This window comes from Streptomyces lomondensis (assembly GCF_014651035.1).
In the GTDB taxonomy this organism is placed as follows: domain Bacteria; phylum Actinomycetota; class Actinomycetes; order Streptomycetales; family Streptomycetaceae; genus Streptomyces; species Streptomyces lomondensis.
Genome location: NZ_BMWC01000020.1, coordinates 46458 through 68730 on the forward strand (window position 1 = coordinate 46458; position 22273 = coordinate 68730).

17 protein-coding genes and 1 pseudogene are annotated in these 22273 nt (G+C 71.7%); 7 read left to right on the forward strand and 11 right to left on the reverse strand.

What is annotated here, in order from left to right:
- Positions 1-57 precede the first annotated feature (57 nt).
- The 5 genes from IE255_RS37330 to IE255_RS37350 all read right to left on the reverse strand — a co-directional run bounded on the left by IE255_RS37330 (position 58) and on the right by IE255_RS37350 (position 5680).
- Entirely contained in the window at positions 58-897 is an 840-nt protein-coding gene (locus IE255_RS37330; RefSeq protein ID WP_190054880.1) for a carbohydrate ABC transporter permease, read from the reverse strand.
- A gap of 6 nt (positions 898-903) precedes the next feature.
- A complete protein-coding gene (locus IE255_RS37335; protein ID WP_190054881.1) occupies positions 904-1824 on the reverse strand; it encodes a carbohydrate ABC transporter permease in 921 nt (306 codons plus the stop codon).
- 16 nt (positions 1825-1840) lie between these two features.
- Positions 1841-3205 carry an extracellular solute-binding protein gene (locus IE255_RS37340; RefSeq protein ID WP_229906777.1) on the reverse strand — a complete coding sequence of 455 codons (1365 nt, stop codon included), beginning with the start codon at positions 3203-3205 and terminating at the stop codon, positions 1841-1843.
- Positions 3206-3320: 115 nt separating this feature from the next.
- Entirely contained in the window at positions 3321-4010 is a 690-nt protein-coding gene (locus IE255_RS37345; protein ID WP_190054883.1) for a response regulator, read from the reverse strand.
- Complete coding sequence (locus IE255_RS37350) at positions 4007-5680, reverse strand: sensor histidine kinase (RefSeq protein ID WP_190054884.1); 1674 nt, start codon at positions 5678-5680, stop codon at positions 4007-4009. Before IE255_RS37350 ends, IE255_RS37345 begins: the two co-directional genes overlap by 4 nt.
- 177 nt (positions 5681-5857) lie before the next feature.
- Here IE255_RS37350 and IE255_RS37355 point away from each other — a divergent pair, with 177 nt between their 5' ends.
- Complete coding sequence (locus IE255_RS37355; RefSeq protein ID WP_190054885.1) at positions 5858-7252, forward strand: cation:dicarboxylate symporter family transporter; 1395 nt, start codon at positions 5858-5860, stop codon at positions 7250-7252.
- A gap of 79 nt (positions 7253-7331) precedes the next feature.
- Here IE255_RS37355 and IE255_RS37360 read toward each other — a convergent pair whose 3' ends face one another.
- Positions 7332-7949 (reverse strand): TetR/AcrR family transcriptional regulator, encoded by a 618-nt coding sequence (locus IE255_RS37360; RefSeq protein WP_190054886.1) that lies wholly within the window; start codon positions 7947-7949, stop codon positions 7332-7334.
- Positions 7950-8057: 108 nt separating this feature from the next.
- Between IE255_RS37360 and IE255_RS37365 the strand changes: the two genes are divergently transcribed.
- Both IE255_RS37365 and IE255_RS37370 read left to right on the forward strand, forming a co-directional pair.
- Complete coding sequence (locus IE255_RS37365) at positions 8058-9731, forward strand: MFS transporter (RefSeq protein ID WP_190054887.1); 1674 nt, start codon at positions 8058-8060, stop codon at positions 9729-9731.
- Positions 9732-9745: 14 nt separating this feature from the next.
- Complete coding sequence (locus IE255_RS37370) at positions 9746-9886, forward strand: hypothetical protein (RefSeq protein ID WP_190054888.1); 141 nt, start codon at positions 9746-9748, stop codon at positions 9884-9886.
- Positions 9887-9914: 28 nt separating this feature from the next.
- On the opposite strand, the gene IE255_RS37375 is transcribed toward IE255_RS37370, so the two are convergent.
- Positions 9915-10814: an aldo/keto reductase gene (locus IE255_RS37375; protein WP_190054889.1), complete on the reverse strand. Its 900-nt coding sequence runs from the start codon at positions 10812-10814 to the stop codon at positions 9915-9917.
- Position 10815: 1 nt separating this feature from the next.
- Positions 10816-11727, reverse strand: coding sequence for an NAD-dependent epimerase/dehydratase family protein (locus tag IE255_RS37380; RefSeq protein WP_190054890.1), 912 nt, complete (start codon positions 11725-11727; stop codon positions 10816-10818).
- A 45-nt stretch (positions 11728-11772) separates the two neighbouring features.
- Between IE255_RS37380 and IE255_RS37385 the strand changes: the two genes are divergently transcribed.
- The 4 genes and pseudogenes from IE255_RS37385 (at position 11773) to IE255_RS37400 (ending at position 16361) form a co-directional block, all read left to right on the forward strand.
- Entirely contained in the window at positions 11773-12282 is a 510-nt protein-coding gene (locus tag IE255_RS37385) for an Lrp/AsnC family transcriptional regulator (RefSeq protein WP_229906778.1), read from the forward strand.
- Between the two features lie 29 nt (positions 12283-12311).
- A pseudogene (locus IE255_RS37390) lies at positions 12312-12470 on the forward strand (MerR family transcriptional regulator); the annotation flags it as partial.
- Positions 12471-12705: 235 nt separating this feature from the next.
- Positions 12706-14946: a HelD family protein gene (locus tag IE255_RS37395; RefSeq protein ID WP_190054896.1), complete on the forward strand. Its 2241-nt coding sequence runs from the start codon at positions 12706-12708 to the stop codon at positions 14944-14946.
- A gap of 53 nt (positions 14947-14999) precedes the next feature.
- The gene (locus tag IE255_RS37400) at positions 15000-16361 is read left to right on the forward strand and encodes a cytochrome P450 family protein (RefSeq protein ID WP_190054891.1); all 1362 of its coding nucleotides are present in this window, start codon (positions 15000-15002) and stop codon (positions 16359-16361) included.
- Positions 16362-16459: 98 nt separating this feature from the next.
- Here the strand turns inward: IE255_RS37400 and glgB are convergent, their stop codons facing one another.
- The 3 genes from glgB to treS form a co-directional block, all read right to left on the reverse strand.
- Positions 16460-19282 (reverse strand): 1,4-alpha-glucan branching enzyme, encoded by a 2823-nt coding sequence (gene glgB / locus IE255_RS37405; RefSeq protein ID WP_190054892.1) that lies wholly within the window; start codon positions 19280-19282, stop codon positions 16460-16462.
- Between the two features lie 31 nt (positions 19283-19313).
- Positions 19314-20756 (reverse strand): maltokinase N-terminal cap-like domain-containing protein, encoded by a 1443-nt coding sequence (locus IE255_RS37410; RefSeq protein WP_190054893.1) that lies wholly within the window; start codon positions 20754-20756, stop codon positions 19314-19316.
- 189 nt (positions 20757-20945) lie between these two features.
- On the reverse strand, positions 20946-22273 hold a 1328-nt coding region (gene treS, locus IE255_RS37415; protein ID WP_190054894.1), incomplete at its 5' end, for a maltose alpha-D-glucosyltransferase.

Here is a 22273-nt window from a genome sequence, read left to right on the forward strand (position 1 = left end):
GGTGCGGGCGCGTGGGGGCGGGCCCCAGCCCGCTTCGTGCCCCGGCATCGACGCCGGTCAGCCCTTGACCGCCCCGCCCAGCGCGAAGCCTCCGCCCAGACGCCGTGCGACGAGGACGTACAGGAGGATCACCGGTGTCGAGTAGACGAGGGAGAACGCCGCCAGTTGCCCGTACGCCACCATCCCCCGGTTGCCGAAGAAGTCGTTGATGCTGACCGACGCCGGCATCTGGTCGGGCGTGAGTAGGAGCATGAAGGGGACGAAGAAGTTGCCCCACATCATGACGAAGGAGAAGACCGTCACCACCCCCACGCCCGGGCCCATCAGGGGCAGGACGATACGGACGAGGGACTGGAGGGAGGAAGCCCCGTCGGTCCACGCGGCCTCCTCCAGTTCCCTCGGGACGCCGTCCATGAAGTTCTTCATCAGCCAGATGGCGAACGGCAGTTGGGTCGCGGCGAAGAAGAAGATCGTGCCGTGCATCGTGTCGATCAGGTCCACCTGGACGAAGAGCGCGTAGACCGGGACCATGATCGCCGTGATGGGCAGGCTGGTGGCGAAGAGGATCGTCAGCAGGAACGGGCGGTTGAAGCGGGAGTGGAAGCGGGACAGGGGATAGGCCGCGAGGACCGCGCAGACCACTGTCAGCAGTGTCGCGCTGCCGCAGAGGATCAGGCTGTTGAGGAGGGGGGTGAAGGTGATCTCGGGGGTGAGGATCGCGTCGAAGTTGGCCAGGGTGAGGCCGTCGGGGGCTTTCACCCTGAGGTTCGCGTGCGGGTCGAGGGCCGAGAGGACGACCCAGGCCAGGGGCAGCACGAACGCGGCGGCGACCACCAGGAGGCCCGCGTCCGCCGCCAGGCGGCGGGTCGTGCGGCGGGAGGCGAGGGTGAGGGCCATGGCGGGTCAGACCTCCGTCCGCAGCAGGCGCAGGTAGACGAGGGAGAAGAGGGAGCCGACCAGGAGGAGCAGCAGGGCCACCGCCGTGCCGTAGCCGATCAGGCTGTTCTGGAAGGCCTGCTCGTACATGAAGAGCGGCAGCGTCTGGCTCCTGCCGCCCGGGCCGCCTCTCGTCATCACCCAGATCAGGCCGAAGACCGAGAGCGTCTGGAGGGTGTTGAGCATCAGGTTCGTGCCGATGGAGCGGCGGATCATGGGCAGGGTGATGTGCCACAGGCGGCGCCAGCCCCCGGCCCCGTCGACCTCGGCCGCCTCGGTGATCTCCTTCGGGATCTCGTTCAGCGCGGCCGAGTAGACCAGCATCGAGAACGCCGTGCCGCGCCAGACGTTGGCGAAGGAGACCGCCAGGATCGGGAGCGTGAACAGCCAGTTCTGGGCGGGCAGGTGCAGCCAGTCCAGGATGGCGTTCAGGGTGCCCTCGCGGCGGAAGAAGGCGTAGAGGAGGAAGCCCGCCACCACCTCCGGCAGCACCCACGCCGTGACCACGATGCCGCCGGTCAGCGTGCGGACCGGTTTCGAGGCGCGCTGCATCAGCGCGGCGAGCGCCAGGCCCAGGGTGTTCTGGCCGATCAGCGACGACAGGACCGTGAACACCAGCGTCAGCCAGACGGCGTTCAGGAACGCCTCGTCCCCGAAGGCCCGGGTGAAGTTGCCGAGGCCGACGAACGACTCCTGGGCCTGGCCGGTGAGCTGGAGGTCGGTGAAGGCGATGTAGACGCAGTAGGCGATCGGGCCGGCCAGGAAGAGGAGCAGGAGGACGACCGCGGGGGTCAGGGGCAGGACCCGCACCGGCAGGCGGGGGCCGCGTGCCGGGTGCGCGTTCTGCGGGGCCTTGGTGAGTGGCGCGTGCGGTGCGGTGGCGGTCATGCGCGGCGGCCCTCGCTCACCGTTCGACCACCTGGTTGTCGGTCGCGTCCTTGAGCGCGTCCGTGTAGGCGCTGGTCGCCTCGTCCACCGACGCGTCGCCCGTGGTCACGCTCTCCATCGCCTCCTGGATGGCCGTGGAGACCTTGGGGTACGCCGGGTAGGCGGGGCGGTAGTGCGTCGTCGCCACCAGGTCGGTGAAGAACTTGAGGCCGGGCTGGGCCTCGACGTATGCCGGGTCCTCGGCGACGTCCTCGCGGACGGCGATGCCCGAGTTGGCGATGTACCACTTCTGCGCGTTGGCCTTGGTCTGCATCGTCTTGATGAACTCGAACGCCAGGTCCGGGTTGCCCGCCTTGGCCGGGATGGACCAGGTCCAGCCGCCGGACATGCTCACCTTGCCGGGCGCCTGGCCGTTCTGGGTCGGCATGGCCGCCAGGCCCAGTTCCCTCGACCACTCGGGCCACTCGTGGCCGCTGCCGGGCAGCCAGTCCTGCGGGAGCCAGGAGCCGTCCAGGGCGATGCCGAGCCTGCCCTGCGGGAGCCACTCGCCGCGGACCCGGGTCATGACGTTGGGGTCGAGGGCGTCGGAGACGTCCGGGCCGAGTTTCTCCCGGTAGACCGTTTCGACGAAGGAGAGGGCGTCCTTGAAGCCCTGGCCGCCGGCGACCCACTTCTTGGAGCCCTTGTCGTACAGGGGGTCCGTGCTGCCGTCGTTCGTGCCGTAGAGGAGCATCTCGAACGTCTGCATGGTGGCCGCCTCGCCGACCGGCTTGCCCGTGTAGACGTTGAGCGGGATGACGCCGGGGACCTTCCGCTTGATGGTGCGGGCGGCGGTGAGGACGTCGTTCCAGGTCTTCGGCTGCCAGTCGGCGGGCAGGCCCGCCTTGGCGAAGATGTCCTTGCTGAACCACAGGCCGCGGGTGTCCGTGCCGTCGGGGACGCCGTACGTCTTGCCGTCCTCGCCCTTGGCCGCCGCCTTCGCCGTGTCGATGAACCGGTTCCAGTCCGGCCACTTGGCGAGATAGGGGTCGAGGGGCTTCAAGTAGCCGCTGGTGATGTCGGAGTTGATGAGGAACGTGTCCTCGTAGACCAGGTCGGGGGCGGTCTTGGGGGAGCGGAGCATCTGCTGGAGCTTGGTGTAGTACTCCGAGTCCGGGGCCTTGATCGGGACCAGCTCGACCTTCTTGCCGGGGTGGGCCTTCTCGAACTGCTTCTTGATGTCCGCGAGATAGGTGTCCATCACCTTGATGGAGTTGTCCGTGGACTGCTTGAAGGAGACCTTCACGGTGTCCGGGTCGCTGCCGGAGCCACCGCCGCACGCGGTGAGGGTGGCTGCGACGAGGAGAGCAGGGAGTAAGGCGGCGGTGGGGCGCACGGGCACGACCTCCTGCGGGCGCACTTCGTTGTGGCCGGGACGGCTGCGTCGTGAACCTAAGTTGAGTGGTCTAGTCAGGTCAATGCGTGTGCGGCGGTTCTATCGGATGACTGATGGACCGTCACTGGCCCGTGACCCAGCGGTACTGGAGCTCTGGCCGCCCCACCGTGCCGTACTGCGGGCGGCGGGCCGCGCGGCCCGCGTCCACCAGGTGCTCCAGGTAGCGGCGGGCCGTGATGCGGGAGATGCCCACGGACTCCGCGACGCCGGCGGCCGTGAGGCCCTCCGCGCTGTCCCGCAGGGCCACCGTCACCCGCTCCAGCGTCGGCGCGCTCAGGCCCTTGGGCAGGGCGGCCGGGCCGGGGGCGCGCAGGGCCGCGAGCGCCCGGTCCACCTCGTCCTGGCCGCTGGCCTCGCCGACCGCCGCGTGGAACTCGGCGTACCGCACCAGCCGGTCCCGCAGGGTGGCGAAGGTGAACGGCTTCAGGACGTACTGCACGACCCCGAGCGAGACGCCCTCGCGTACGACGGCCAGATCGCGGGCCGACGTCACCGCTATCACGTCCGCGTGGTGGCCGGCCGCCCGCAGCGAGCGCGCCAGCTGCAGGCCGTGCACATCGGGCAGGTGCAGATCGAGCAGGAGGAGGTCCACCGGGGTGCGGTCCAGGGCGCGGCGGGCCTCCGCGCCCGTGTGGGCCTTGCCCACGGCGACGAAGCCGGGGACCCGGCCGACGTACAGGACGTGGGCGTCGGCGGCGACCGGGTCGTCCTCCACCACCAGGACTCGGATGGCCTGCTCGCTGCTCGTCATGCGTCGCCTCCAGCGCCTCTGGACACCGGGGTCCCGGACGTCACGTGCCCGGCGACCGCGCCGGACTCCCGCAGCGGCAGCCGTACCTCGAACTCCGCCCCGCCCCCGTCGGCCTCCGCCACCGACAGCGTCCCCTCGTGCCGGTGCACCGCCTGCTGGACGAGCGCCAGCCCCAGGCCCCGGCCGCCCGGGCCCGCCGGCTTCGTCGAGAAGCCCCGCTGGAAGACCGCCTCGGTGTGCTCGGGATCCACGCCCGGGCCCGTGTCCGAGACCCGCATGACCAGCTCCGGGGCGCCCGGTGTGCCGTCCTCGGTGTACGCCGCCACCGTCACCCGCGCCCGCACGCTGCCCTGCGCCGCGTCCACGGCGTTGTCGATCAGATTGCCCAGGATGGTCACCAGATCACGCGCCGGCAGGGACTCCGGCAGCAGTCCGTCGTCCAGGCGGCTGTCCTCCGACACCATCAGCTCCACGCCCCGCTCGTTCGCCTGGGCCGTCTTGCCCAGCAGCAGCGCCGCCAGCACCGGCTCGCTCACCGCCGCCACGACCTGATCGGTCAGCGCCTGCGCCAGCTCCAGTTCGGCCGTCGCGAAGTCCACCGCCTCGTCCGCCCGGCCCAGCTCGATCAGCGAGACGACCGTGTGCAACCGGTTCGCCGCCTCGTGCGCCTGCGAGCGCAGCGCCTGCGTGAAGCCCCGCTCGGAGTCCAACTCGCCCATCAGGGACTGGAGTTCGGTGACATCGCGCAGGGTGACGACCGTACCGCGCCGCTCACCGCCCGACACCGGCGAGGTGTTGATCACCAGGACCCGGGACGCCGTCAGATGCACCTCGTCCACCCGCGGCTCCGACGCGAGCAGCGCACCCGTCAGCGGAGCGGGCAGCCCAAGCTCCGCCACCGACCTGCCCACCACGTCCCCGGCCACGCCGAGCAACTCCCGCCCTCCGTCGTTGATCAACGCCACACGGTACTGCCCGTCCAGCATCAGCAGCCCCTCGCGAACGGCGTGCAGGGCGGCCTGGTGGTAGTCGTGCATCCGGCTCAGCTCGGCGGCGTTCATGCCGTGGGTGTGGCGGCGCAGCCGGGCGTTGATGACGTACGTGCCGACCGCGCCCAGGGCCAGCGCGCCGGCCGCGACGCCGAGCAGGGCCGTCAGCTGGTCCTGCACCCGCTGGGTGATCTCCTCGACCCGGATCCCCGCACTGACCAGGCCGACCACCCTGCGGCCGTCCTGGATCGGGGTGACCGCGCGGACCGACGGGCCGAGCGTGCCGGTGTAGGTCTCGGTGAAGGTCTGGCCCCGCAGCGCCTTCTCGGTGTGGCCCTGGAAGGTCTGGCCGATCTGGTCCGGGTCGGGGTGCGTCCAGCGAATGCCCCGCGGGTTCATGATCGTGATGAAGTCGACCTCGGTGTCCCGCATGACCTTCAGCGCGTACGGCTGGAGCTCGGCGGTCGGGTCGGGGGTGCGGGTCGCCGCCAGCACCGACGGGGAGTCGGCGACCGACCGCGCCACCGCCCTGGCCTGGCGCCTCGCGGCCTCCTCGGCCTGGCTGCGGTCGCTGACATAAGTGAACAGCGCGTATCCGGCCACGACGACCGCTATCAGGACGGCCTGCATGGCGAAGAGCTGGCCCGCCAGGCTGCGGGGACCGGGGACGGTGAGGCGCATGTCGTCAGTCTGCCCCTTGGCTGATTGTGAACTAAATGAACGGAAGGGTGACCGCGCTCACAGAGCAGGACATAGTCACGGCATTCCCCAATACGCATCTCCGGGAGCCCCGCTCCCTGTTTCCCGGACGTGAGCCGCACGCCGGTGATGCCGACGTCGTCGTCAAGGAGGGCCGCCGTGACCAGCGCAGCCGATACGGCACCTGCCGCACCCAAAGCCAAGCGGGACCGCACGCACTATCTCTACATCGCGGTGATCATCGCGGTCGCCGCCGGTATCGCGGTAGGACTGGCCGCGCCGGACTTCGCCGTCGAGCTGAAGCCGATCGGAACCGGCTTCGTCAACCTGATCAAGATGATGATCTCGCCGATCATCTTCTGCACGATCGTGCTGGGCATCGGCTCGGTGCGCAAGGCCGCCAAGGTCGGTGCCGTCGGCGGTATCGCCCTGGGCTACTTCACGGTGATGTCGCTGGTGGCGCTGGGCATCGGCCTGGTCGTCGGCAACATCCTGGAGCCGGGCACCGGCCTCGCGGTGACCGACGCGGTCAAGGAGGCCGGTCACGCGCAGATCAGCGCCGAGGCCAAGGACACCACCGAGTTCCTGCTCGGCATCATCCCGACCACGATCGTGTCGGCCTTCACCAACGAGTCGGTCCTGCAGACCCTGCTGATCGCCCTGCTCGCCGGCTTCGCGCTCCAGGGCATGGGCTCGGCCGGCCAGCCGATCCTGCGCGGTATCGAGCACATCCAGCGGCTCGTCTTCCGCATCCTCGCCATGGTGATGTGGGCCGCCCCCATCGGTGCCTTCGGCGCGATCGCCGCCGTCACCGGCTCCGCGGGCGTGGACGCGCTCAAGAGCCTCGCGGTGCTGATGCTCGGCTTCTACGTCACCTGCTTCCTCTTCGTCTTCATCGTGCTCGGCGTCCTGCTGCGCATGGTCTCCGGCCTGAACATCATCACGCTGTTCAAGTACCTGGGCCGTGAGTTCCTGCTGATCCTGTCCACCTCCTCCTCCGAGTCCGCGCTGCCGCGGCTCATCGCGAAGATGGAGCACCTGGGCATCAGCAAGCCGGTGGTCGGCATCACCGTCCCGACCGGCTACTCCTTCAACCTCGACGGCACCATGATCTACATGACCATGGCCTCGCTGTTCATCGCCGACGCCATGGGCACCCCGATGTCCGTCGGCGAGCAGATCCCGCTGCTGCTCTTCCTGCTGGTCGCCTCCAAGGGCGCCGCCGGTGTCACCGGCGCCGGCCTCGCGACCCTGGCCGGCGGCCTCCAGTCGCACAAGCCGGCCCTGGTGGACGGCATCGGCCTGATCGTCGGCATCGACCGCTTCATGAGCGAGGCCCGCGCCCTGACCAACTTCGCCGGCAACGCCGTGGCCACCGTGCTCATCGGCACCTGGACGAAGGAGATCGACAAGGAGCGCGTGAACCAGGTCCTCGCCGGTCAGCTGCCCTTCGACGAGAAGACGCTGCTGGACGACGGTCACGGCGGCCCGGCCTCCGACGACCACGTCGAGGTGCCCGAGCAGGGCGGCGAGAAGGAGCTGGCCAAGGCCTGACGGCCGCGCCGCCCCACGAGACCCCGGGCGGCTGGGTGTCCCCCCGTCGCTCAGCCGCCCGGTCCTTGTTTCCCTCACATCAGTCAGCGATCTCCGCCACCAGCTCGGTGGCGCCGGAGGCGGGCACGCCCGCCGTGGTCAGTACCGTGACCGCGGCGCAGCGGCCCGCCTCTTCCGCTGTCAGCAGGCCGTCGTTCACGGCCTCCATCACGGCGATCAGTGTCTGCTCGTGCACATAGGCCAGGGCCGGCGCCGGCAGCGGCGAGCTGAAGACGCCCTCGTCCAGGCCGCGCTGCAACAGCCTGGTGCTCTCCTTGCGGACGGGGGCGAGCCGCTCCCGGATGCCCTGCATGGTGACCGTGCGCTGGGCGAGCGCGATCAGCAGCCGGTAGCGGTCGGCGAGCTCCCACACCGCCAGGACCGAGCGGGCCACGGACTCCGCCGGGTCCTCCACGCCCTCGCGCCCCGCCGCGTGAGCGGCCGACAGCGCCGCCACCGCCTCGTCGACGAGCGTGCTGATCAGCGCCTCGCGGTTCGGGAAGTGCCCGTACACCGTCCGCCGTACGACGCCCGCGGCGCGGGCGATCTGGTCCATGGAGGCGTCGGGGTCGCGCAGCAGCTCGGCGAGGGCGACGTCGAGGATGCGGCGCCGGTTGGCGTCGGCGCGGCTGGTGGTGCCCGTGGTCATGAACGCCATTGTGCCCTTCCCCCATCGAGTTGCACAGCAGTGTGCAACGGCGTAGATTGCACAGCGTTGTGTAAATGCACACCCATGTGCAAATCGGTGAGGAAGGCAACCCCTGCCATGCGACTCGTCATGACCGAACCGGCCGAGAGGACGGACCGCCCCTACGCACGCCGCTGGTGGGCACTCCTCGTGCTCTGCCTGAGCCTGCTGATCATCGTGATGGCGAACACCGCCCTCACCGTCGCCGCGCCCGACATGACCCAGGACCTGGGCCTGTCCAGCGCCGACCTCCAGTGGGTCATCGACGGCTACACCGTTCCGTACGCCGCGCTGATGCTGCTGCTCGGCGCGATCGGCGACAAGTACAGCCGCCGGGGCGCGCTCGTCCTCGGACTGGTCGTGTTCGGGGGCGGCGCGGTCGCCGGGTACCTCGCCGGCAGCGCCACGGCGGTCATCGCCGCGCGTGCCGTGATGGGCGCAGGGGCCGCGATGATCATGCCCGCCACGCTGTCCCTGCTCGCCGCGACCTTCCCGCGGGCCGAGCGCGCCAAGGCGATCACCCTGTGGACCGCCACGGCCGGGCTCGCCATCGCCGCCGGGCCGCTCGTCGCCGGGGCGCTGCTGGAGCACCACGGCTGGTCGTCGACGTTCCTCATCAACGTCCCCGTCGCCGCCCTGGCCATCGTCGGCGCGTTCGTCCTCGTACCGCCGTCCAAGGCCGGGCACCAGGGGCGCATCGACTACGGCGGCGGGCTGCTGTCGGTGGTGTGGATCGGCGCGCTGATCTACATGATCATCGAGGGTCCGCACTTCGGCTGGGGCACCAGGGCGGTCACGGCGGCGGTCGTCGCGGGCGCCGCGCTCGTGGTCTTCGTGCTCTGGGAGCTGCGCCACCCGCGCCCCGTCCTGGACGTCCGCCGCTTCACCGACCGCCGCTTCGCGGGCTCCAACCTCGCCGTCGCGCTGTTCTTCCTGGCGGTCTTCGGCGCCTTCTACTACCTGACGCAGCACCTGCAGTTCGTCCTCGGCTACGACGCCCTGGACACCGGGCTGCGCATGCTGCCGCTGGCCGGTGCCGTCTTCGTCGGCTCGGCCCTCACGGGCTACCTGACCCCGCGGGTCGGCATGAAGTGGACCGTGACGGCCGGGATGGTCGGCGGTACGGCCGCCCTGGCGCTGCTCACCCAGGTCGACTCCGGGTCGTCGTACGGCGACTTCGTCGCGCCGCTGGTCGTCCTCGGGCTCGCGATCGGGCTCGCGCTGTCGCCCTGCACGGACGCGATCATGGGGGCGTTCCCGGAGTCCGAGCTGGGGGTCGGGGGCGCGGTGAACGACACGTCGCTGGAGCTGGGCGGATCGCTCGGCATCGCCATCCTCGGCTCACTGCTGGCGACTTCCTACTCCGGCCACCTCGCGGACGCCACGGCCGGCAAGGGGCTGCCGGCCTCCTCCCTGGAGACGGCCCAGGACTCCGTGGGGGCCGGGTACGCCGTCGCCCAGGGGATCGGGGACAAGGCACGGCAGCTGGCCGAGCAGGCGGCGGGCGCGAGCGACCCGCAACAGGCGCAGCAGCTCAAGGAACAGGCCGGGCAACTCGCCGGAGCGGCACGGCAGATGGCCGACGCGGTGGGCGCGTCCTTCTCCGACGCGGTCGCGCACACCAGCCTGGTCGGCGCGGTGCTCCTGGGCGTCGGCACGGTGGCGGTGGCACTGCTGCTGCCGGGCAAGGGGGAGGCCGCGGCGGAGCCTGCCGAGGAGGGCAGGCAGACGGAATCCGTCGGCGCCCGCTGACGGACGGAAGGCGTATGGCGGGATGGGGCGCCGGGGACGAGGAGGCCGGCGTGGAGGCGGCCGGCCAGCTGGGCGCGACGCCTGGGGCCAGCGGCGTGGAGGCGGCCGGCCGCGCCTGGGGCCAGCGGCGTGGAGCCGGCTGGCCGGCCGGGTGACCACGCTTGGGACCAGCGGCGGTACGCCCTAGGCGCGGACCGGTGCGGCGGCCTCGTCCAGTCGGGTCCGTTCCTCCGCGCTGAGGTGCAGGTCCGCCGCGGCGGCCGAGTCCCGGGCCGTTTCCGGACGGCTCGCCCCGGGGATCGGGACGACGGCCGGGGAGCGCGTCAGCAGCCAGGCCAGGCCGACCCGCTGGGGACTGACGCCGCGTTCCGCCGCCACCTCGTGGAAGGCGGCGAGGCGTTCCGCCCCCTCCGTCCGCGAGGGCCCGTCGAGGGAGCTGCGGGCCAGCCCGCCCAGCGGGCTCCACGGCAGGAACGCCAGCCCCAGGTCCGCGCACAGCCGCAGCTCGGGCTCGCTGTCCCGGACGGCGGGGGAGTACCGGTTCTGCACCGACACCAGCCGGTCGCCGAGGATCTCCCGCGCCCGACGGATCTGGTCCGCGTCCGTGTTGGACACACCGGCCAGCCGGATCGTGCCCGCGTCGAGCAGCTCGCGCAGCGCACCGACCGACTCCTCGAACGGCACGGCGGGGTCCGGCTTGTGCAGCTGGTAGAGGCCGATCGCCTCCACACCGAGCCGCTTGCGGGACGCCTCGGCGGCGGCCTTGAGATGGCGCGGGGAGCCGTTCACCGTCCAGTCGCCGCCGGCCGGACGGCCCCGGCCGCCCTTCGTCGCCACCAGCACTCCGGAGGTGTCCGAGCCGTAGGCGGCCAACGCGCGGGCCACCAGGCGTTCGTTGTGACCGAGCTCCGCGCCCGGCAGATGGTAGGAGTCGGCCGTGTCGAGGAGGGTCACGCCCGCGTCGAGCGCGGCGTGCACGGTGGCCAGGGCACGCTCCTCGTCCGGCCGGCCCTCGATGGACAGCGGCATCGCACCGAGCCCGACGGCGCTCACCCGCACCCCGCCCAGTGTCCTGTAGCGCACGTCAGTCGCCCTTCCCGAGCGTCTCGGCGACGGCATGCGGCAGCCACTGCCGGGCGTCGGTGAAGGAGAACCCGAGCCGGGCGGCCCGGGCGTTGTCCATGCCGTAGGAGCGGCGGAAGGAGAACGGCGAGACCTCGCCGACCTCGACGGGCCGGAACACGGCCCGGCCGCCCGGCACGTGCGCGGCCACCGCCTCGCACAACTCCTCGGTGGTGAGCGCCCCGTGGGAGGCGGCGTTCACCGGCCCGGTGAAGTCCTCGCCCGCCGCCCAGGCCAGGAAGCGGGCGATCTCCTCGACGTACACGTACGTGGCCGGACGGTTCACGGCCGGGATGGCGATCGGCTCGCCGGTGCGCATCCGCTCGGCGTAGTGGGCCAACCGCCCGGTGAAGTCGTCGTCCCCGCCCAGCACATGGGCGACCCGCACGGCGGTGGACGGGAACTCCCGGCCGGCCGCGAGGACCGCCTCGGCCTGCCGCTTGCCCTCCCCGTAGTGGGCCTCCAGGAACGCGGGGTCGTCCCACGGCAGGCCGAGATCGACGGCGACGGTGGATGGCTCGACAGCCTCCTCGCGCACGAGGGCGGGGGAGTCCTCGAACTCGTACACCTCGACCGTCGAGGTCATCACGTAACGGCGGGTGCGGCCGGCGAAGACGCGGCGGGCGAGGGCCGCCTGACGCGGTGTGTAGCAGACCTGGTCGACGACGACATCGAAGACGCGGGAGCCCAGCGCGCCGGTCAGCGACCGCTCGTCGTCCCGGTCGGCGACCAGCCGCGCCACCCCGGCGGGCGGCGGGGAGGACCCCCGGTTCAGCACGGTGACGCGGTGCCCGTCGGCGAGCAGCCGTGCGATCAGACGCTTCCCGACGTAACGGTTCCCGCCGATGACCAGGACTTCCAGGGCCTTTTCCATGACCATAATTCTCCCGGCGCACATCCACGTCCTGAAGGGGGAACCATGGGAGTTCAGGCCGCCACGCCGAAAGAACCACGGCATCTGCGCGCCCCCGCCAACGAAACACCGGTGGCCTTCGACGCGCTGGACCGGCAGATCCTCGAACTGCTCCAGACCGACGGCCGGATCAAGCTCAGCGAGCTGGGCCGCCGCGTCCGGCTCAGCCCGGCGGCGGTCACCGAACGGGTGCGGCGGCTGGAGGCGGCGGGCGTCATCAGCGGCTACGGCGCCCATGTCGTGCCGGCCCGGCTCGGCTACGGCATCCAGGCGTTCGTCCGGGTCGACCCGCACGGCGGCTACACCCTCAAGCACCCCAGGACCCTGGAGCTGATCCAGCGGCCCGAGATCACCGAGGTGCACCACGTGGTCGGGGAGGACTGCTGGTTCCTCAAGGTCGCCGTCCGGGACACCGTCCACCTGGAGGAGGTCCTGGAGCAGATCTCCGCACTGGGCCGCACCACCACGTCGATCGTGCTGACCTCCCCGGTGGAGCGGAAACCGCTGTTGCCTTGACACCGGGGTCAAGGATTACGTTCGTGCGCATGCGAATCGGCGAGCTGGCCGCACGGGCCGGGACCACGACGCGGACGCTGCGGTACTACGAGGCACGGGGGCTGCTGCCCGCACGACGCACCGGAAACGGATACCGGGACTACGACGAGAGCGATCTGCGGCTGCTGCGGCAGATCAGGACGCTTCAGGTCGATGCCGACGTTCATGGTGTCCCGCGGCGGCTGCTGGAGGAGCTGGCCGACGTGCTCTAGGCGACCCGCCCGGAGAACAGGAAATCCCCCGAGCAATTGTGCTCGGGGGATTTCCTCGCGTATATTGATTCATTCGTGACTTCAAGTCGATTGAAGCCACGGTGAAGTTCAGTGAGCACAGTATATCCGGGCGGGAGCGGAATTGTCAAACACCGAATTTCCGGACGATGAATTGCGGCAGGAACAGGAATTCATCGACGGGTTGTACGCGCGCGTGGACGCGCTGCGCGGCGACGCCGAGACCTCCGTCACGGACGCGCTCGCGCAGGGCAACACCCCCATGCAGGCCAGACTCGAGCGGGACATCCTCGTCGCCGAGCGCTCCGGGCTGCTCGCCGCGCTGAACGCGGTGGACGGCTCCCTGTGCTTCGGCCGGATCGACCTCACCTCGGGCGTCACCCACCACATCGGCCGCATCGGTCTGCGTCGGGACGACCCCGAGCGCACACCGGTCCTGATCGACTGGCGCGCCGACGTCGCCCGCCCCTTCTACCTCGCCACCGGCCACACCCCGATGGGCCTCAGGCGCCGCCGCCACATCGCCACCGAAGGCCGCAGGGTCACCCACCTGCACGACGAGATCCTCGACCTGGGCGACGAGACCCGCACCGGCCACGAGGACCCGACGGGCGACGCCGTGCTGCTGGCCGCGCTGAACTCGGCGCGCACCGGCCGCATGAGCGACATCGTGCAGACCATCCAGGCCGACCAGGACCGCATCATCCGGGCCCCGCACCGCGGCGTCCTCGTGGTGGAGGGCGGCCCGGGCACCGGCAAGACGGCGGTCGCCCTGCACCGGGCCGCGTATCTGCTGTACGAGCACCGGGAACTGCTCGCCAAGCGCGCGGTGCTGATCGTCGGGCCCAACCCGGCGTTCCTCGGCTACATCGGCGAGGTGCTGCCCTCCCTCGGCGAGACCGGCGTGCTCCTCGCGACCGTCGGCGAGCTGTTCCCGGGCGTCAAGGCGACCGCGACCGACACGCCCGAGGCCGCCGCCGTGAAGGGCCGCGCCGACATGGCCGACGTCCTCGCCGAGGTCGTCCGCAGCCGGCAGGCGCTGCCCGACCCGGTGATCGCCATCGAGCACGACCGCGAGGTCCTCATGCTCGACGACGGCCTGGTCAACGTCGCCCGCGAGCGCACCCGCGCCGCCAAGCTGCCGCACAACGCCGCCCGCGAGCACTTCGAGGGCCACATCCTCAACGCCCTCACCGACCTGTACGCCGAGCGGATCGGCACCGACCCCTTCGACGGGTCCAGCCTGCTCGACCCCAGCGATGTCACCCAGATCCGCGACGACCTCGCCGAGAACCCGGACGTCTGGTCCGCCATCGACCAGTTGTGGCCGGTGCTGACCCCGCAGCGGCTCGTCGCGGACTTCCTCGCCGCCCCCGAGGAGTTCCTGCCCGCCGAGGACGCCGACGCCGTACGCCGCCCGGTGACCCGGCGCTGGACCGTCGCGGACGTGCCGCTGCTCGACGAGGCCGCCGAACTCCTCGGCGAGGACGACCGGCTGGCCCGGGAGCGCGCCGAGCGGGAGCGGGAGCGGCAGATCGCCTACGCGCAGGGCGTGCTGGACGTCTCGTACGCCTCCCGGACCTACGAGTTCGAGGACAAGGAGGAGGACGACCCCGAGTCCTCCGAGGTGCTGTCCGCGCACGACATCATCGACGCCGAGCGGTTCGCCGAGCGGCACGAGGAGGACGACCACCGCAGCGCCGCCGAACGGGCCGCGGCCGACCGCACCTGGGCGTTCGGGCACATCATCGTCGACGAGGCGCAGGAGCTGTCGCCGATGGCGTGGCGGCTGCTGATGCGGCGCAGCCCCACCCGCTCGATGACCCTGGTGGGCGACCCGGCGCAGACTGCGGAGGCGGCCGGTGTCGGCTCCTGGGCGGGCATCCTCGCCCCGTACGTGGAGGACCGCTGGGAGCACACCCGGCTGGGCGTCAACTACCGCACCCCGGCCGAGATCATGGACGTCGCGGCGGCCGTGGTCCGCGCCGAGAACCCGGAGTTCGAGCCGCCCAGCTCCGTCCGCTCCACCGGCGTACGCCCCTGGGCACGCGCCACCGACGACCTCCCGGGCGCCGTCGCCAAGGCGGTCGGGGAACTCACCCCGGCCGAGGGGCGGCTCGCGGTGATCGCGCCGCGCGACCTCCACCGCGGCCTCGCGGCCCGGCTGGACGGTGTCACGGCGGGCGCCGAACCCGACCTCACCCAGACGGTCGTGCTGCTCGACCCGCGCCAGGCCAAGGGCCTGGAGTTCGACTCCGTCCTCGTGGTCGAGCCCGGCCGGTACGGCACCAGCGACCTGTACGTGGCCCTGACCCGGGCCACCCAGCGGCTGGGCGTGCTGCACACCGGGGAGCTGCCGAAGGCACTGGCCGAGCACTTCGTGCAGGAGCGGTAACAGTCGTGTCGTAGTCACTGCCTGTGCACGTCCGGTGCGGTAAGCGTTGCCGTATGGAAGCCCAGCCCTACGCGGCCGCACCGGACGACAGCCCGGTGCTCGGATCCCTGCCCGTCGAGCCGCTGCTCACCGCGGAGTTCGACGCCGACCCCGGCGCGGTGTACCGGCGGCTGCGCAGCCGCCACGGGCCGGTGGCGCCGGTCGGGCTGATGGGCGTGCCCGTGTGGCTGGTGCTCGGCTACCGCGAAGTCCTCGACGTGTTGCGGGGCGAGTGCCAGTGGCGGCGCGACATCCGCTACTGGCGGGCCCGCGCCCAGGGCGAACTGCCGTCCGGCTGGCCGCTGCTGGCCGGGTACGAGGTGCGGCAGACGATGTTCATGGACGACGAGGAGCACCGCGCCGCCCGCCAGACCCTGCACACGGCGCTGCGCCCCTTCCAGGAGGCGCGCGGCCCGCAGGGCTGGGAGCTGCGGGCGGCCGTCTCCCGGTACGCGGACGACCTCGTCGCCCTGCTGGCCGCCGAGTCCGGCTCGGCCGGCTTCGCCGACCTGGGCGCCCAGTACACCCGGCCGCTGCTGCTCATGGTCACCACCCGGCTGTTCGGCTGCCCGGTCGAGCTGGGCGACGAACTCGTCATGGACCTGTGGCGGATGCTCGACGGCGGCCTGGGCGCCGAGCCCGCCACCGCCCGGGCCCTGGCGGCCTTCACCCGGCTCGCCGCCCACCGCCGGGCCCGCCCCGGCGACGACCTCACCTCGTACCTGCTGCTGGCCGACCCGCACCTGTCCGACGAACAGCTCGGCCGGGAGCTGTTCATGAACGCGGTCTACCTGAACGACATCACCGGCAACATGGTCCTCAACACCCTGCTGGAGGTCATCCGCGGCAACGCCACCGTCCGCCGCAGCCTGTCGGCGGGACAACCGGGCGAGACGGTCGACCGGGCGGCCCTCGCCAACCCGCCGGTCGCCAACATGTGCTTCCGCTTCGCCGCACGGGACGTCCCGCTGGGCAACTACTGGATCCGGGCCGGGGACGCCGTCTCCCCGTCGGCCGCCGCCGCCCACCAGGACCTCCTCGCGCTCGGCACCTCGCGCCTGGTCGGCCCGGCCGTCAGCGCCCGCTCCCACCTGGGCTGGGGCGCCGGCCAGCACCAGTGCCCCATGGCCGCGCGCGCACTCGCCGGCGTGCTCGTGGACCAGGCGGTGGGCCGCATCCTCGACCACCTCGCCACCGTGGAACTCACCCTCCCGCCCGACCAGTTGCCGTGGCGGACGGGCCCGGTGGTGCGGGGCCTGCGGCTGCTGCCGGTGCGCTACGAGCTGAGCCGGCCGCCGCGCCCCGCACGGCCGCACGGCCAGGCCACGGGCCTGCTGGCCGGTCTCAAGAGGCTGATGTCCCGGGCCCAGGGCTGAACGCCCTGACAAGACCCACCAGCACGGGCGGCCACGCCCGGCCCGGGCGGGCTGTGACGGAAGCCGCTCCTCCCGTCACAGCCCGTGTCACAGGCCGCCTACGCCGGACGCAGCCACACCGTGGCGAGCGGCGGCAGGGTCAGCCGGATGCTCGCCGGCCGGCCGTGCCAGGGCTGGGCCTCGGGCTTGACCGGGTCGGGGTGGGTGACGTCGCTGCCGCCGTAGCGCGCGGCGTCGGTGTTGACGGCCTCGTGCCAGGCGGGCACGTCCTCGGGCACGCCCAGGCGGTAGTCCGGGCGGACGACCGGCGCGAAGTTGGACACCGCCAGCACCGGGTTGCCGTCCGGGTCCAGCCTCAGGAACGCGAGCACGTTGTCGTCGGCGGCGTCCCCGACGATCCACTCGAAGCCGGCCGGGTCCGTGTCGAGCCGCCACAGCGCCGGGGTGGCGCGGTAGACGGTGTTCAGGTCGCGGACCAGGTCGCGGACGCCCCGGTGGTCGGCCTCGGCCCCGTAGCCCGGGTCCAGCAGCCACCAGTCGGGGCCGTGCGCCTCGGACCACTCGGCGCCCTGGGCGAACTCCTGCCCCATGAACAGCAGTTGCTTGCCCGGGTGGGCCCACATGAAGCCCAGGTACGCCCGGTGGTTGGCGCGCTGCTGCCACCAGTCGCCGGGCATCTTCGACACCAGGGAGCCCTTGCCGTGCACCACCTCGTCATGGGAGATCGGCAGGACGTAGTTCTCGCTGTACGCGTACACCATCGAGAACGTCATCTCGTGGTGGTGGTACTTGCGGTGCACCGGCTCGTGGCTCATGTACTGGAGCGAGTCGTGCATCCAGCCCATGTTCCACTTCAGCCCGAACCCGAGCCCGCCGAAGCCGCTCGGGCCCTTGTGGTGGGTGGCCCGGGTGACGCCGTCCCAGGCGGTGGACTCCTCGGCGATGGTGACCACGCCGGGCACCCTGCGGTACACCGTCGCGTTCATCTCCTGGAGGAACGCCACCGCGTCCAGGTTCTCCCGGCCGCCGTGCTCGTTGGGCGTCCACTGGCCCGGCTCGCGCGAGTAGTCGAGGTAGAGCATCGACGCCACGGCGTCCACGCGCAGTCCGTCGATGTGGAACTCCTCGCACCAGTACACGGCGTTCGCGACGAGGAAGTTGCGCACCTCGTTGCGCCCGTAGTCGAACTCCAGCGTGCCCCAGTCGGGGTGCGCAGCCCGCAGCGGATCCGCGTGCTCGTACAGGGGCCGGCCGTCGAACTCGGCCAGCGCCCAGTCGTCGCGCGGGAAGTGCGCGGGCACCCAGTCCATCAGGACGCCGATCCCGGCCTGGTGCAGCTTGTCGACCAGGTACCGGAAGTCGTCCGGCGTGCCCAGCCGGGCCGTCGGCGCGTAGAAGCCGGTGACCTGGTAGCCCCAGGAGCCGCCGAAGGGGTGCTCCGCGACGGGCATCAGCTCGACGTGCGTGAAGCCCAGGTTCTTCACGTACCCCGGGAGCTGCTCGGCCAGCTGCCGGTACGTCAGTCCCGGGCGCCAGGACGGCAGATGGATCTCGTACACCGAGAACGGCGCCTCGTGCGCCGGGGCCTCGGCGCGCCGGGCCAGCCACTCGGCGTCGCCCCACTCGTAGTCCGAGGACGTGATGACCGACGAGGTTGCGGGCGGCACCTCGGTGCGGCGGGCCAGCGGGTCGGCGCGCATCGTCTTCGAACCGTCGGGCCGGGTGATCTCGAACTTGTACAGCTCGCCCTCGCCGACGTCCGGCAGGAACAGCTCCCACACGCCGGACGAGCCGAGCGAGCGCATGGCGTGCCCGGTGCCGTCCCAGAAGTTGAAGGTGCCGGCCACGCGCACGCCGCGCGCGTTCGGCGCCCACACCGCGAAGCGGGTGCCGGTCACGCCCTGGTGGGTCATCGGGTGCGCGCCCAGCGCCGTCCACAGCTCCTCGTGCCGGCCCTCGCCGATCAGGTGCAGGTCGAGGTCGCCCAGCGTGGGCAGGAAGCGGTAGGCGTCCTCGGTGTCCAGGACCGTCCCCTCGTACTCGACGAGCAGCCGGTAGGCCGGGACCTCGGTCAGCGGCAGCAGCCCGGAGAAGAACCCCTCCCCGTCGGCGTGCAGCTCCGCCCGCAGCTCCCCGGCGACCACGGTCACCGAAAGGGCGTACGGCCGGAACGCCCGGAACGCGATCCCGCCGGGCACCGGGTGGGCGCCGAGCACGGAGTGCGGGGCGTGATGCGTGCCCTCCAGCAGCCGCTCCCGGTCCACCGCGTCGACGGCGGGCGAGATGGCGACCTCCATCTCCGGCGGGACGGCCTGCGCGGCAGCGGCCTTCCTGGCGGGGGCCTTCTTGGCAGGAGCCTTCTTGGTGGGGGCCTTGGTGGCAGCGGCCTTCTGCGCGGGCGCCTTGGTGGCCGTGGCCTTCTTGGCCGTCGTCTTCTTGACGGTCGTCTTCTTGGCAGCCGCTTTCGCAGTCGTGGATTTCGCCGCCGTGGACTTAGCCGTCGTCGACTTCGCGGTCGTGGACTTCGCGGTCGTGGCTTTCGTCGCGGCCGCCTTCTTCGCGACGGCCTTCTTGGCAGCGGTCTTCTTCGCGACGGCGGCCTTCTCAGGCGCCGCCTTCTCGGCGACGGCCTTCTCAGGCGCCGTCTTCTTGGCGGACGCTTTCTTCGCGGCCGCCTTCTTCGCGGTCGTCTTGGCCGGCGTCGCCTTCTTGGCAGTGGACTTGGTCGCGGGTGACTGCCCGGAGGGCGTCTTCCTGGCGGCGGCCTTCTTCGCGGGCGCTGTCTTCTTCGCCGCTGCCTGTTTCGGCACCGCCGTCTTCTTCGCGGCACTCTTCTGCTGGGCGGCCGTGGGCTGCTCGGGGATCTTCTCCCCGGCCGTCCCCTGGGGACGCGAACCGCTGGACTCAGGGCGGGGGGTCACGGGCGGAGCCTCCTGGGCGAAGGTGGGTCGGTCAGGTCAGGTGGCCGGACGAGGCGAGCCGGTCTATGGCGGCGAGGGGCACCGGCAGCCAGTCGGGGCGGTGCCGGGCCTCGTACACCACCTCGTAGATCGCCTTGTCCGTCTCGTAGGCGCGCAGCAGCACCGGGTCGGTGCGCGGATCGCGGCCGGAGGCCTCCGCGTAGCCGGAACAGTACGCGGAGCGGCAGGTCTCGGCCCAGTCCGGCTGGGGCGGATCGGCCGAGCGTGCCGCGTAGTCGAAGGACCGCAGCATGCCGGCCACGTCCCGCACCGCGGGCTGCGGCATGCGTCGCTCGGGCAGCGGCCGGGCCGGCTCGCCCTCGAAGTCGATCAGTTTCCAGTCGCCGGCCGGCGAGCGCAGGCACTGTCCGAGGTGCAGATCGCCGTGCACGCGCTGCGCGGTCCAGGTGCGGCCCTCGGCGGCCAGATCGCGCAGCGCCGTGAACGCCGACCGCAGCCCGTTCGCGTACGGCCGCAGCGCGGGCACCGCCTGGACGGCCGCCTCCAGCCGCTCGGTCATGCCGTCGACCATCAGCCGGAGCTGCATGTGACCGAGCGTGACCGTGGGCAGCGCCCGGGCCAGCGCGGTGTGCACCTCGGCGGTCGCCCGCCCCAGCGCCCGCGCCTCGGCGCCGAAGTCCTCGCCCTTGGCCAGCTCGCGCAGCGCCAGCTCCCAGCCGTCGGAGGCGCCCTGCACGAACGGCTGGAGCACCCCGAGGACGTACGGCTGGCCGGCGAGGTCCGCCGGGCCCGTGGAGAGGACCGGGTCCGCCGTGGGCGGGATGTCCGCGACCATCCAGGCCGTCGGCGCGGGTACCCGGGGGCAGCCCTCGCGGGCCAGCGCCAGCGGCAGTTCCAGGTCCGGATTGACGCCGGGGACGATCCGGCGCAACAGCTTCAGGATGAACGTATCTCCGTAGACGATCGACGAGTTGGACTGCTCCGCGGTCACCACCCGCGGCACCAACCCGGACCGGATGTCCTGCCCGGGGTCCCGCTCGAAGCGGAGCCCGCCGATGCGGGCCTGGGTGCGCAGCGCCTCCAGGAGCAGCTCGGCGGGCCTGGTGTCGTGCAGGGCGTCGTAGACGGTCCGGCCGGCCAGCGGGCCCGTCGACACATGTCCGATGAGCGCGGGCGCCAGCCGAGGCGGCAGCGCCTCGCGCACGCCTATGAGCAGTTGGTAGCAGTCGCCGGGGTGGCCGGGCGCCCCGTGGGACGGCACGAGCGGCTGGTGGGCGCGGACGAGCAGGTGGTACAGGCCCAGCTTGGCCGTGCCGGGGAGCAGCTCGGTGGCCTCGACCAGCGTGAACCCGGTGACCGGTCGTCCCTTGCCCGCGAACCAGCGCTGCCGCGGCAGCCACTCCCGCAGCAGCGGGTCCAGGGATGCGAGAAGGCCGGGCGGGGTGGTGACGGTGCGTGTGACGGCTTCCGACATGGCGTCGCGTCCTTTCACCCATTCTTGGTGCGCCTCGGCGCCTGCAGCCGGTGCCGGCGGGCGCCCCTCCGGCTCACGCGGGTGGGCGGGGTGTTACTGATGCGTGCCCCGGGCGGGGCAGGAGAAACGCCCCGCCACGGGGGTTTGCGTCCTGCCCCGCGCATCAGGCCTCAGCAGGCCTGTCAGGCCTCACATGGCGTCCCTGCGGAGCCGGAACCAGTAGAAGCCGTGGCCCCCCAGCGTCAGCAGGTACGGCAGCTCGCCGATGGCCGGGAAGCGCACCCCGCCGAACAGCTCCACCGGGTGCCGCCCCTCGAAGGCGCTCAGATCCAGCTCCGTCGGCTGCGCGAAACGCGAGAAGTTGTTCACGCACAGCACCAGGTCGTCCTCGTACTCCCGCAGGAACGCCAGCACCGCCGGGTTCGTCGACGGCAGCTCCGTGTACGAGCCGAGCCCGAAGGCCGGGTTCTGCTTGCGGATCTCGATCATGCGGCGCGTCCAGTGCAGCAGCGACGACGGCGACGCCATGGACGCCTCGACGTTGGTGACCTGGTAGCCGTAGACCGGGTCCATGATCGTGGGCAGGAACAGCCGCCCCGGATCGGACGAGGAGAAGCCCGCGTTGCGGTCGGGCGTCCACTGCATCGGCGTGCGCACCGCGTCCCGGTCGCCGAGCCAGATGTTGTCGCCCATGCCGATCTCGTCGCCGTAGTACAGGATCGGCGAGCCCGGCAGGGACAGCAGCAGGGCCGTGAACAGCTCGATCTGGTTGCGGTCGTTGTCCAGCAGCGGGGCGAGACGGCGCCGGATGCCGATGTTGGCGCGCATCCGCGGGTCCTTGGCGTACTCGGCCCACATGTAGTCGCGCTCTTCGTCGGTGACCATTTCGAGCGTGAGCTCGTCGTGGTTGCGCAGGAAGATGCCCCACTGGCAGCCCGAGGGGATGGCCGGGGTCTTGGCCAGGATCTCGGAGACCGGGTAGCGGGATTCCCGCCGGACGGCCATGAAGATGCGCGGCATGACCGGGAAGTGGAAGGCCATGTGGCACTCGTCGCCGCCGCTCGGATAGTCGCCGAAGTAGTCGACGACGTCCTCGGGCCACTGGTTGGCCTCCGCCAGCAGCACGGTGTCCGGGTACTGCGCGTCGATCTCCTTGCGCACCCGCTTCAGGAAGGCGTGCGTGGCCGGGAGATTCTCGCAGTTGGTGCCCTCCTCCTGGTACAGGTACGGCACCGCGTCCAGCCGGAACCCGTCGATGCCCAGGTCCAGCCAGAACTTCAGCGCGGAGATCATCTCCTCCTGCACGGCCGGGTTCTCGTAGTTGAGGTCCGGCTGGTGGGAGAAGAAACGATGCCAGTAGTACTGCTTGCGGACCGGGTCGTACGTCCAGTTCGAGGCCTCGGTGTCGACGAAGATGATCCGCGCGTCCTGGAACTGCTTGTCGTCGTCCGCCCACACGTAGTAGTCGCCGTAGGGGCCGTCGGGGTCCTTGCGCGACTCCTGGAACCACGGGTGCT